This is a genomic window from Bradyrhizobium sp. 172 (genome assembly GCF_023101065.1).
Taxonomy (GTDB): Bacteria; Pseudomonadota; Alphaproteobacteria; order Rhizobiales; family Xanthobacteraceae; genus Bradyrhizobium; species Bradyrhizobium canariense_D.
The window spans coordinates 4,239,661-4,251,561 of record NZ_CP064701.1; the positions used below are offsets into that span (position 1 = coordinate 4,239,661).

Below are 11,901 nucleotides of genomic sequence, written 5' to 3' on the forward strand. Positions count from 1 at the left end.
GCTGCTCCTTTCACGTTTCCGACGGTTCAGTGATCAACTCCCGAGCCGCGGCGCCAGCGAGCCTGCGGTATTGGTGTTCGTACTGCCTCGCCATTCGGCTCGCAGAGAAGCGCTCCTCGAAGCGGGCGCGCACCTTCCTTCGATCCAGTTTTCCCAGTTCGCCGATCGCCTTGACGGCCTGCTCCTCGTTCTCGACGATGAAGCCGGTCAATCCATGTTCGATGACTTCGGGGACGGAGCCGGAGCGATAGGCGATCACGGGCGTTCCGCATGCCATCGCTTCGATCATGACCAGCCCAAACGGCTCCGGCCAATCGATCGGAAACAGCAGAGCAGCGGCTTCGGCAAGGAAGGGCTGTTTCTTCGCGTCATCGACTTCCCCAACAAGCCGGATATCCTTGCCGTCGACGTTCGGCTCGATGTGGTTCCTGAAGTAGGCCGTCTCGGCGCGCGGGACCTTCGCGGCGATATGGAGGGGCATCTGGACTGCGCGCGCGATACGGATGGCGTCCTGCGGACCCTTGTCTGCGGTGAGCCGCCCGAGAAACGCCAAATAGGACCCCGGTTCGTAGGACGGCCGAAACAGATCGGGCGGCAGCCCGTGCTGGATGGTTCCGATCCATTTCGCATCCGGAAGCGGCAGCCGCTGATGATCGGAAATCGACACGAAGCATGCTTCAGGGAAGTGCCTGAGGACGTCGGGTAGCCCAGGCAAGTCGAGGCGACCGTGCATGGTCGTGAGGAACGGCACGCCGAGACGACTGAGCAACGGCAGGGACAGCCAGTCGACATGCGCGTGGATTACGTCGAATTCTTTCGCACGCCTTGCGATTGCCTCCATCAGCATCGCGCTTGCGGCGGTCGGGTCCGCCCCCTTCTGTCCGAGCCGCAGCGCGCGGGGCCAGACCGGATGAAGCGCACCATTCGTCCTGGAATCGCCGCTCGCAAACAGCGTGACTTCGTGGCCGAGCTCGACCAGCCCATCCACCAGCCAGGCCACCACCCGCTCGGTGCCCCCGTAGAGCTTCGGAGGGACGCTTTCGGCCAGGGGAGCAAGCTGAGCGATGCGCATGGCAGGCTACCGTCAAGCCGCCGCACGCACGATCAGCACGATCGCGGCGGACAGAAGGTTCGAAATCGCGAGCAGCGTCCAATTCGGCCTGGCACTTGCGGCCGCGACCCGGCAGACGAGCCCTTCCACGAGCCTTAACATTCGTCCTCGGGAAGCCGATCGAGGTAGGCAATCCCGAATCCCGTGAGTTCTTCGGCATCGCTCCCGCGCGCTTCCCATCTCCCTTGCAGATGACGCTCGAGCAGGCAGCGACGGCAATCTGCGGCATCGACGTGGCGATGCCGGGCGCGGTAAACGGACCAAGCAATATCCACCGCCGTTCGCAGCGGGTCGTCGTCTACCATGTTCCAACTCCGAGATGGAGACGTTCATGGGACAGCAACTCGTTACGACGGCGGAAGTTTCCACTTTTTCCCGGTGGGGCCCGAAGCTGCGCACGGCCACCGCGGGCACAAGCAGGCGCCCTCGGAGAAATCAGGCGACGCGACGAGCCGCCATCTCTCCGGCTAGCACCAGCGCGGCGCGGCTGGCCCCGATTGATGCAATGCCCTGCCCGGCAATGTCGTACGCGGTGCCGTGCGCGGGCGTGCAGATCGGGAACGGGAAGCCGCCAAGCAAAGTCACGCCACGATCAAAACCCATCAGCTTCATCGCGATCTGGCCCTGGTCGTGATACATCGTCAGCACCGCATCGAAGGCGCCGCCCTTGGCGCGCAGGAATACGGTGTCAGCGGGAAATGGCCCTTCCGCGGCAATACCATCGCGCTGGCCGGCGGCGACCACGGGCGCAATGATGTCGATCTCTTCGCGGCCGAAATTGCCGCCGTCACCGGCATGCGGATTGAGACCGGCGACCGCGATGCGCGGCCGTGCGAAGCCGGCGTTGCGCATGCAGGCATCGGTCAGCTTCAGCGCGCTATGGATGCGTTCGCCGGACAGTCGCGCGGCGACGTCCTTGAGCGGGATGTGGGACGTCACGCGGGCGTTCCACAGCCGGTCCAGCACATTGAACTCGCTTGCGGGGGTTTTGAGTCCGACCACTTCGGCGGAGAATGCGATCTCGTCGTCATACTCGGCGCGGGCCAGCCGCATCGCCTGCTTGTTGAACGGCGTGAAGCAGACGGCATCGACCCGGCCGTCGCGGCCGAGCTCGAGCGCGTGCTTGTAGTTGGCAAGCGCGAACCTGCCGCCGGCAAGGCTCGCGATCCCCTGCTGGATGTCGCCGGGATCGAGATGGCCGAGGTCGACGAACAGAGTCTCGCCCTCCGCCGCGCGCAGATCGGCCCCCTGCTCCACTGTTGTCAGCTCCGGCTCGACGCCGGCAACGCGCGCGCCCGCGTCGAAGATGCGGCGGTCGCCGATCACGACAATCTGGCTGCGGGCGCGGATATCGTCCTGCACCACGAGCTTTGCGGTCAATTCCGGGCTGATGCCGGCGGGATCTCCCATTGCCAATGCAATGAGCGGCTTTGCGGTCATATGATCACTTTCTCCCGAGCGGTCTCTTGAGCGGTCTCTTGAGCTCTCTCTTGCGTTCTCTCTTGGGCTGTCGTCTCGTCGGTGGACGGCGCAGGCTTGCGCAGCAGGCGCGCAAGCTGCAGCACGAGCGGAAGCAGCAAAAGTGCGATGCCGGCCACGATCAGGCATGTCACCAGCTTGTTGGCGAAGAAGATCCCGAGCGATCCCTTGGACATCAGCATCGACTGCCGGAACGCGTCCTCGGCCTTGTCCCCGATGACGATCGCGAGCACGAGCGGCGCCAGCGGATAGAACAGCTTCTTGAAGAGATAGCCGACGATGCCGAAGCCGAGCATCATGACGACATCGAGATAGGAGTTCGATACCGAATAGGCGCCGACGACGCAGATGATCACGATCAGCGGCGCGATGATCACGAAGGGAATCCGCATCAGGGCCGCGAAGACCGGAACGGTCAGCAGCACGAGTGCGACGGCGACGATGTTGCCGACATACATCGAGGCAATCAGGCCCCAGACAAAGTCCTTCTGGTCGACGAACAGCATCGGCCCGGGATTGAGGCCCCAGATCATCAGCCCGCCCATCATGACGGCCGCAGTGGCCGAGCCGGGAATGCCGAGCGAGAGCATGGGCAGAAGCGCGCTGGTGCCAGCCGCATGATCGGCCGTCTCCGGCGAGATGATGCCTTCAAGCTCCCCGGTGCCGAAATATCTGCCACGGCGCGAGAAGCGCCGGGCGATGCCGTAGCTCATGAACGATGCCGCAGTCGGGCCACCGGGCGTGATCCCCATCCAGCATCCGATCGCCGCGCTGCGCAACAGCGCAACGCTATGCCGCGGCAGGCGACCGATCGCGCGAAACACCTCGCGCCACTCTATCTTCGACGAGACCGCGCGGGCATGAAACTCCTCTTCGACGGCCACGAGCAGCTCGCCGATGCCGAACAGGCCCATCACCGCGACGACGAAGTTGACGCCCTTGACCAGCTCGTCGACGCCCATGGTGAGGCGCACGCTGCCGGAGACGGTGTCGATGCCGATGGCGGCGATGGCAAAGCCGATCGCCAGCGCGACGACAGTCTTGATCGGAGCAGCCCCGCCCATGCCGACGAAGCTGGCGAAGGCAAGAAAATAGACCGCAAAATATTCCGCCGGCCCGAAGGCGAGTGCGACTTGCGCCACCCATGATGCGAGGAAGGTGATCAGGATGACGCCGATCAGCGCGCCGAATGCCGCCGAGCCGAAGGCGGTGGCGAGCGCCGTCGTCGGCCGTCCATCGCGCGCCATCGGGTAGCCGTCGAAGGTGGTGGCGACAGACGACGGCTCGCCCGGGATGTTGAACAGGATCGAGGTCACGGATCCCCCGAACAACGCGCCCCAATACATGCTGGAGAGCAGGATGATGGCAGAGACCGGCTGCATGCCGAAAGTCAGCGGCAGCAGCAGCGACACCCCGTTCGGAGCACCCAGCCCGGGCAGCACGCCGACGAGAATGCCGAGCAGCACGCCGATCACCATCAGCGCCAGATGCGGCAGCGTGATCGCGATACTGAAGCCGTGAAGGAGTTCCCCGAGATTGTCCATCGGCCTCTCCGTCAGAAGCCGAACGCCGCGGCGAGCGCGCCGTGCGGCAAGCTCACCTGGAACATGCGCTCGAACACGATGTAGAGCGCAAGCGCTGTCGCCGCCGCCATGCCAAGCGCGCGCGGCACGGATTGTTGTCGGGGGATCGCCAGTACCGCGAAGATGTACAGGGCCGAGGCGACGTACACCCCGGCCAACGGGATCGCAGCCACGAAAATCGCGGCCGGCACGAACAGGCCGGCAAGCCGGCGCAGCTCGATCGATGTGATGGCAATTGGGACGCTGGCGAGCGTCGCGGCCGGCATGACACCTCGAAACAGGTTGTAGAGGCTCCCGAGCACGATGATGATCCCGGTCAGGAACGGAAACGTCCCGGCGTCCACGCCCGCGCTCGACCAGCCGATGCCGTTATCGAGGCTGGAAATGACGACCGCCACACCGAAGCTGCCGGTGAGAACGGCTGTCGCAAGTTCGAGAGCGCGGCGCGATATCATCGAGGGCTCCGGTCAGGCCACGTACAGTGTCCGATTATGGCGCACGTGTTTTCCCAGCGTTCGCTGTCGTTCCGGCGGAGGGGTTTGAGGCGTGCGCAGCCTCACTTGACCAACCAACCCTGCTCGCTCGCAACCAGCCTGACGCGCTCGAGATCCTCCTTGATGAACTTGTCGAACTCGGCACCGGTCAGGAACGTGTCGACCTGGGAGGTTTTCTCGATGTAGTCCTTCCAGTCCGGCGTCGCCTGCACCTTCTTCATCAGGTCAACATAGAACGCGGCCTGGTCCGGCGTGACCTTGCCGGGGAGCCACACTGTGCGCGGCTGCTCATACTGCTTGATGTCGAGGCCCTGCTCGACGCAGGTCGGAACATCGCCCCAGCCTTCGGTCGCGGTGACCTTGGCGCCCTGCGGCAGCCGCTTCGGGCTGAAGACGCAAAGCGGGCGCTGGGTGGCGCCACGCCATTGCCCGAGACTCTCGCTGGGATTGTTGACGTGAGAGTCCAGGTGTCCGCCGGCGAGTTGCACGGCCGTCTCGGCGCCGCTCTTGAAGGGAATATAGGTCAGCTTGATGTGGCCGGCCTTCTCGATCATGCGGGTCAGCACCTCGTCGGTATCCTTTGACTGCGCGCCGCCCATCTTGAACTCGCCTGATGCGGCCGCCTTCAGATAATCGCCCGCCGTCTTGTAGGGCGCGTCCTGCTTGACCCAGAGCAGGAACTCGTCCTGCGCCATCGCCGCGATCGGGGTGAGATCGGTGTAGTTGAAAGCGACCTTGGAGACGAGCGGCTGCTGCCAGGCATTCGACGTGCCGAAGATCACCTTGTAGGGATCGCCGGCGGACGCCTTGCCGTAGACATAGCCTTCCGCGCCGCTGCCGCCGCCCTTGTTGACGACGACGATCGGCTGCTCCACCAGCTTGTGCTTGGTGATGATGTTCTGCACGGCGCGCGCGAGATTGTCCGTGCCGCCGCCGGGCCCGGCGGTCGCCACGAACTCGATCGGCTTTTGCGGCTGCCACGCCGAGAGCGCCGGCGTCGTGCCGGCGAGCACAATTACGGCTGCGGAGAGCAGAAGTTTTGATGTCTGACCCATGATGTCCTCCAGCTTATTTTTGTCTCTTGTTCTTGTTGTTTTCGACGTCCGGTCAGGCGACCCGTTCCTCGCCTCTTCCCGATGCCAACACGATTGCGCCTTCTTGTTCGAGCGCGTCGATCTGCTTCCGGTCGAACCCATGCTCGGCCAGCACCTCGCTTGTATGCTCACCGTAGACCGGCGCGCCCGTGCGCACTTTGCCTGGGGTCTCCGAAAACTTGACCGGCAAGCCGATCGTCTTCACGGGCCCGAGCGTGGAATGCTCGACCTCGACAACCATCTCGCGCGCCAGCGTCTGCGGATCGCTGAGCGCCTCCAGCATGTCGTGCACGGGCCCGCACGGCACGCCCTTCTCGTCCAGTGCCGCCAGCCAGTGCGCGCGCGTGCGGGTGCGGAAGCGCTCGCTCAGAACAGCTTCGAGCTCCTTCAAATTGGCCATGCGGTCGGCGCCGGTGACGAAGCGTGGATCGGCTGCGAGCTCGCTTGCGCCGAGCGCCTCCAGCATCAACAGCCAATGCTTCTTGTTGGCGCCGCCGACCACCAACCAGCCGTCCGAGGCCTCGAACGCCTGATATGGCGCGTTGAGCGGATGCGCCGAACCCATGGCCCGCGGCGCGGTGCCCGCGGCCAGCGCGATGGTCGACTGCCAGTAGGTCTGCACCAGCGCGGCCTCATAGAGCGAGGTCTCGACCCACTGCCCTTCGCCGGTCTTGAGACGGTGCGTGTAGGCCGCGAGGATGCCCATGCTCGCCAGCAGGCCGGCGGTGATGTCGGACAGCGGCGGGCCGCATTTCACGGGCGGACCATCGGGACGTTCGCCGGTAAAGCTCATGATTCCGCTCATGGCCTGGGCGACCAGATCGAAGCCGCGGCGATGCTTGTAGGGTCCGGTGCGGCCGAAGCCAGACAGCGAGCAATAGATCAGCGTTGGATGCTGCTTGTGCAGGTCGTCATAGCCGAAGCCGAGGCGCTCCATGGCGCCCGGCGCAAAATTCTCGACCAGCACGTCGGCGCCCGCGATCAGCCGCCGCAACACCTGCTTGCCGCCATCGGTCTTCAGATCCAGCACGATGCCGCGCTTGTTGCGGTTCATCATCAGGAAGGAGGCCGCCTCGTCGCCGATCTTCGGCGGCACCGAATGGCGGGTGTCGTCACCGTTCGGCGATTTCTCGATCTTGATGACGTCGGCGCCCATATCGGCCAGCATCAAGGTGCAGGTCGGCCCTGCCATGACATGGGTGAGATCGATCACCTTGAGGCCGGCAAGCGGCCCCGAACGGCCGGAGGTTGATTGCGAGCGATCGCTTTGCATCGGGGCGTCCTATTGGCCGCGCCATTGCGGCGCGCGCTTGGTGAGGAAAGCATCGAGCCCTTCGCGAAAATCCTGGCTCGTGTAGCACATCAGGATGAGGTCTTCGCCCTCGTCGGGCGTCAGGCGCCTTTGCAGGCGCGCCACGGCCTGCTTGGTCGCATTCAGCGTCAGCGGCGCGTGGCTGGCGAGCAATTTGGCAACCTCGTCCGCGCGCCTTTCGAGCGCGGCGATATCCTCGACGACCTCGCCGAGCAGCCCGACACTGGCAGCCTCGGTCGCGTCGACGAGCCGCGCCGTGAAGATCAGATCCTTGACGCGGGCGGCGCCGATCAGCGCGGTGAGACGACTGACATTGGACATCGACAGGCAGTTGCCGAGCGTGCGGGCAATGGGAAAGCCGATTTTCGCGCTTTGGGTGCCGATGCGGAGGTCACATGCCGCGGCAATGCCCGCGCCGCCGCCGGTGCAGAACCCGTTGATCGCCGCGATCGTCGGCACGCGGCACTGCTCGAGCGTGGTCAACACTCGATCGATGCGGTTCTCGTAGTCGATCGCGTCCTGCGGCGACTTGAAATCGCGGAACTGATTGATGTCGGTGCCCGCGGCAAACGCCTTGTCGCCGGCCCCGCGCAGCACCAGTACCTTGATCGCGTGATCGTCGTTGATCTCCTCGCAGATCGCGGCGAGCCGCTCATACATCGCGAAAGTGAAGGCGTTGCGCGCCTGCGGGCGGTTGAAGGTGATCCGCCCGATCCCGTCCTGGCGCTCGAAAACGAGGTCTTCCGCCTTCACCTGCTGGTCCATTTCCTCGATGTCCTTCTGCTTTTCTACATTTTTGAATGCAAAATGATCAATTTACAAGCCGGAACTTGCATTAATGCGTATATAGCTCCATTTTTGCATTCAATTGGACTTCAGACCCATGCTTCATGAGGAAGTCGTCGGCCGCATCCGGGCCATCCTGCTCGACGGCGAGATCCCGCCGGGCGCGCGGATTCCCGAGCGCGAACTGTGCGAGCGGCTGCAGATATCGCGCACGCCGCTCCGCGAGGCGCTCAAGGTGCTCGCCGCCGAAGGTCTCGTGCAGCTCCTGCCGCATCGCGGCTCGCGCGCAGCAAAACTGACCGACAAGGACATGCGCGACTTGTTCGAGGTCTGCCAGGGTCTCGAGGCGCTCGCCGGCGAACTCGCCTGCGAACGCATCACCGATGCCGAGATCGACGCGATTGCCGCCGCGCACGCGGACATGGTGCGGCATTATCGCGAACGCGATCTGATCCAGTACTATCGCGGCAACCGCGCCATTCACGAAGCCATCGTCGTTGCGGCCGGAAACCCGGTGCTCGCGGGGCTGTATACGTCCGTGACCGCGCGCATCCGCCGCGCGCGCTATGTCACGCCGATGACGCCCGAACGCTGGGCGGTCGCCGTGAAGGAGCACGATGCCATCCTGAACGCACTGCAGAGGCGCGACGGCGTCGGCCTCGCCCATATCCTGCGAGCGCATTTGCGCCACAAGCGCGAAGAGGTTTTGCAGGCGGGCTTTGCCGAAACGGAAGGGAGCGAGCTCGCGCCGAGAATTGCATGAGCCATAGGTCGCGGCGTACAAAGAATCTTGCGGTCACGCCGTATCGGGCGGCCAGCAGACACAATCACGACACAATCATTGATTGCCTTTGGCCGTACTGGCACGGATCGTGCTGACGAGGCTCGTCGGCAACGGACGTCTTTTGTCGCGCGCCGGAATTGCGCATCCAACTTCGACAAACCGAGATCATCGCCAAATCAATTCCACTTGCTCGCCTGCCTGAACCGGCGCAGCATTCGACCATCGGCGCGGGCCGAATGTAACGCGCAAGCAATTGCGCAAAACAAAAGACAAAAGCGGAGGAAACGCATGACAATCGATGTCTCACGTCGGTCCTTGTTGACCCTCGGGGCTGGCCTTGGTGCCAGCGCAATGCTCGGCGGCAGCGCCTTGGCGCGCGCTCCCAAGCTCGGCACCCAGACGCCCTACTGGCACCGCTTCGTTCTCGGCGACGCCGAAGTCACCGTCGTGTCCGACGGACCGCTTCCCCTGGGCGATCCCTCGGGCACCTTCACCGGTGTTTCCAAGGAAGAGGTGAAGAAGATGCTCGTCGACAATTTCCTGTCGCCGGACAATGTCGTGCTCGAGCAGAACTCGCCGATCGTCAACACCGGCGACAAGCTCATCCTGTTCGATACCGGCATGGGCTCATCCAAGATGTTCGGCGTCACCACCGGTCGGCAGCAGAAGAGCATGACCGAGGCCGGCATCAAGCCCGGCGACATCGACGCCGTGGTTTGCTCGCATGCCCATATCGACCACATCGGCGGCATCGTGGACGACGGCGGCAAGCCGCTGTTTCCCAACGCGCAGATCTACATCTCGCAGACCGATTTCGACTTCTGGACCGACGAAGGCAAGCTCGGCAGCGCGGCCAAGGATTTCGTCGTTCACGCCCGCAAGAACCTGCTGCCGGTCCGCGACCGCATCGTGTTCTTCAAGGACGGCCAGGAATTTCTGCCTGGCGTGCAGGCAATCGCAGCGCCCGGTCATACCGTCGGCCACACCATCTTCATGGTCTCGTCGGCCGGCAAGTCCTTCGCCTTCCTTGGTGACCTGTCGCATCATCCCGTCCTGCTGCTCGAGCGGCCGCGGATGGAATTCTCCTACGACACCGACCCGAAGCAGGCGGCCGAGTCACGCGTAAAACTGCTGACCATGCTTGCTGCGAACAAGACGCCCGTGATGTCCTATCACTTCGCCTGGCCGGGCTATGGCCATGTCGCCAAGGCGGGTGAAGGATTCCACTATTATCCCGAACCGATGCAGATGACTTTGTAATCGCCGGATCTGGTCCGGGCGACACACGCGCCGCCCGGACCATCCGAACGATCACCGCCGTCCGACTGGCCGGTAAAGAACTTCAAATTGCGTGATGCCTCCGGCGGCGTTGGCGAACATTACTTCCTAGTTGCAAGTTAAGTTCATTTCGCTCAATTGCGTTTGGGAGCGTCAATGTCCCGCGAGAACGATGGTTTTGTCTTCCATCGCGACCTGCTCCAATGGGTCCCGGATGTTATCTATCGGGCCGTCAACTTCTTTGTCACATGGGACAAACTGCCGACCCTGCTCGGAGCCGTCAATCTCTCGGCGTTCCGCGACCGGCTGCGGGAGCGCAATCTGCACCATACCGGCTACGGCACGACATCGCCTCGCTGGAACACGGGCAATGACCGGTGGCGTTCCGCCGACGGCTCGTTCAACAGCCTCGACCATCCGCGCATGGGGATGGCTGGCGCCCGGTTCGGACGTAACTTCGCGCTGTCCGAATGCGTACCGGACAGCCTGGACGACCTGCTCGAACCCAGTCCGCGCGTGATCTCGGAGGAATTGCTGGCGCGCCACGAATTTATTCCGGCGACCAGCCTCAATCTGCTGGCCGCCGCCTGGATCCAGTTCGAAACGCATAATTGGTTCAGCCATGGGGCCCCTAAGTCGGGAAACGAGTTCAAAATTCCGCTGACGCCAAACGACGAATGGCCTGCGGATGAGCGGATCGACGACTGCATGAAGATCCGTCGGACCGTTTGCGACGAGACGCCACGTGAACCATGGCTCGGCGCGACCCCCACGTTCCGCAACCTCAACTCGCACTGGTGGGACGCCGGACAAATCTACGGCAGCGACCGCGCAAGGCAGATGCAGATCCGTTCCGGGGCAGATGGGAAGATCGCGGTCGGCGATGATGGGATGCTTCCAGCCGATCCGGTGCATCCCGGCGCCGATCTCACCGGCTTCAACGACAATTGGTGGGTGGGGCTCAGCCTGCTGCACAATCTCTTTGCACGCGAGCACAATGTCATCTGCGACGGCTTGAAGGCGCGGTATCCGACCTGGAAGGACGAGGAGCTATTCCAGCATGCGCGCCTGATCAACGCGGCCCTGATCGCCAAGATCCACACCGTCGAATGGACGCCAGGCATCCTCGGCCATCCCGCACTGGACTTCAGCATGCACGCCAACTGGTCGGGGATCCCGTGCCGGGTGCTGCGCGCCGTGCTCGGCAAGAACAGCGAAGCCGCCTTTGGCATCATCGGCTCTCCGACGGATCAGCACAGCGCGCCCTACGCGATGACCGAGGAATTCACCGCCGTGTACCGCCTGCACCCGTTGATCCCGGAAAACCTTGATGTACGGCGGCTCGATAGCACAGAGATTACCGCTAGCGACTTGGTCAAAATGCAGGGCCCCGCCTCCCGCAAGTTCATGCAGACTCACGGCTTCGCGAACCTGCTGTACTCGTTCGGCACCGCTCATCCCGGCGCCATTCGCCTCCACAATTTTCCCAACTTCCTGCGCCGGTTCACGAAAGACGGCCAGCCGCTGCTCGACGTGGCCGCGATCGACATCATGCGTGATCGCGAGCGCGGCGTGCCGCGCTACAACCGGTTTCGCGAGCTGGTCGGCAAGAAGCGGGTCAACACATTCGAAGAAATCACCAGCATCCCCGGTGCCGCCAGGAAGATGCGCGCGATCTACAAGGGCAACGTCGATCGCGTTGATCTGATGGTCGGATTATTGGCCGAGGACCTGCCGGAGGGTTTCGGCTTCAGCGATACCGCCTTCCGCATTTTCATCCTGATGGCATCGCGGCGTCTGAAGAGCGACCGGTTCTTCACCGATGACTACCGCGCGGAAGTCTACACCAACTTCGGTCTGGACTGGATCCACAACAACGGAATGAAATCGGTGCTGCTGCGGCATATGCCGCAACTCGGACCGGCGCTCGAGGGCGTCAACAATGCCTTCGCCCCGTGGAACGTCCTGCGAGGCTGAGCC

Annotated in this window: 12 protein-coding genes; 3 read left to right on the forward strand and 9 right to left on the reverse strand. The window is 63.6% G+C overall.

Annotated elements, in window-relative coordinates; all coding sequences use genetic code 11:
- Nucleotides 1-10: 10 nt before the first annotated feature.
- The 9 genes from IVB07_RS20515 to IVB07_RS20550 form a co-directional block, all read right to left on the reverse strand.
- A complete protein-coding gene (locus IVB07_RS20515; RefSeq protein ID WP_247766635.1) occupies nt 11-1,072 on the reverse strand; it encodes a glycosyltransferase family 4 protein in 1,062 nt (353 codons plus the stop codon).
- Between the two features lie 12 nt (nt 1,073-1,084).
- A complete protein-coding gene (locus IVB07_RS40435) occupies nt 1,085-1,213 on the reverse strand; it encodes a hypothetical protein (RefSeq protein WP_018454416.1) in 129 nt (42 codons plus the stop codon).
- Nucleotides 1,207-1,416 (reverse strand): hypothetical protein, encoded by a 210-nt coding sequence (locus IVB07_RS20520; protein ID WP_083926364.1) that lies wholly within the window; start codon nt 1,414-1,416, stop codon nt 1,207-1,209. Before IVB07_RS20520 ends, IVB07_RS40435 begins: the two co-directional genes overlap by 7 nt.
- 130 nt (nt 1,417-1,546) lie before the next feature.
- Nucleotides 1,547-2,551, reverse strand: a complete 1,005-nt coding sequence (locus IVB07_RS20525; protein ID WP_018454417.1) for a 4-hydroxythreonine-4-phosphate dehydrogenase PdxA — start codon at nt 2,549-2,551, stop codon at nt 1,547-1,549.
- Nucleotides 2,548-4,134 carry a tripartite tricarboxylate transporter permease gene (locus IVB07_RS20530; RefSeq protein WP_018454418.1) on the reverse strand — a complete coding sequence of 529 codons (1,587 nt, stop codon included), beginning with the start codon at nt 4,132-4,134 and terminating at the stop codon, nt 2,548-2,550. The genes IVB07_RS20525 and IVB07_RS20530 overlap by 4 nt, the downstream gene beginning before the upstream one ends.
- An 11-nt stretch (nt 4,135-4,145) precedes the next feature.
- The gene (locus tag IVB07_RS20535) at nt 4,146-4,628 is read right to left on the reverse strand and encodes a tripartite tricarboxylate transporter TctB family protein (protein WP_018454419.1); all 483 of its coding nucleotides are present in this window, start codon (nt 4,626-4,628) and stop codon (nt 4,146-4,148) included.
- A 101-nt stretch (nt 4,629-4,729) separates the two neighbouring features.
- The gene (locus IVB07_RS20540) at nt 4,730-5,722 is read right to left on the reverse strand and encodes a tripartite tricarboxylate transporter substrate-binding protein (RefSeq protein ID WP_026232729.1); all 993 of its coding nucleotides are present in this window, start codon (nt 5,720-5,722) and stop codon (nt 4,730-4,732) included.
- Nucleotides 5,723-5,774: 52 nt separating this feature from the next.
- Nucleotides 5,775-7,034 carry a CoA transferase gene (locus tag IVB07_RS20545; RefSeq protein WP_204511108.1) on the reverse strand — a complete coding sequence of 420 codons (1,260 nt, stop codon included), beginning with the start codon at nt 7,032-7,034 and terminating at the stop codon, nt 5,775-5,777.
- A gap of 9 nt (nt 7,035-7,043) precedes the next feature.
- Nucleotides 7,044-7,838, reverse strand: coding sequence for an enoyl-CoA hydratase/isomerase family protein (locus IVB07_RS20550; RefSeq protein ID WP_018454422.1), 795 nt, complete (start codon nt 7,836-7,838; stop codon nt 7,044-7,046).
- 118 nt (nt 7,839-7,956) lie between these two features.
- Between IVB07_RS20550 and IVB07_RS20555 the strand changes: the two genes are divergently transcribed.
- From IVB07_RS20555 to IVB07_RS20565, 3 genes are all read left to right on the forward strand, one after another.
- Nucleotides 7,957-8,622 (forward strand): GntR family transcriptional regulator, encoded by a 666-nt coding sequence (locus tag IVB07_RS20555; RefSeq protein ID WP_018454423.1) that lies wholly within the window; start codon nt 7,957-7,959, stop codon nt 8,620-8,622.
- 309 nt (nt 8,623-8,931) lie between these two features.
- Entirely contained in the window at nt 8,932-9,903 is a 972-nt protein-coding gene (locus IVB07_RS20560) for an MBL fold metallo-hydrolase (protein ID WP_026232731.1), read from the forward strand.
- Between the two features lie 174 nt (nt 9,904-10,077).
- Nucleotides 10,078-11,898: a peroxidase family protein gene (locus IVB07_RS20565; protein ID WP_018454425.1), complete on the forward strand. Its 1,821-nt coding sequence runs from the start codon at nt 10,078-10,080 to the stop codon at nt 11,896-11,898.
- The last annotated feature ends 3 nt before the right edge of the window (nt 11,899-11,901 follow it).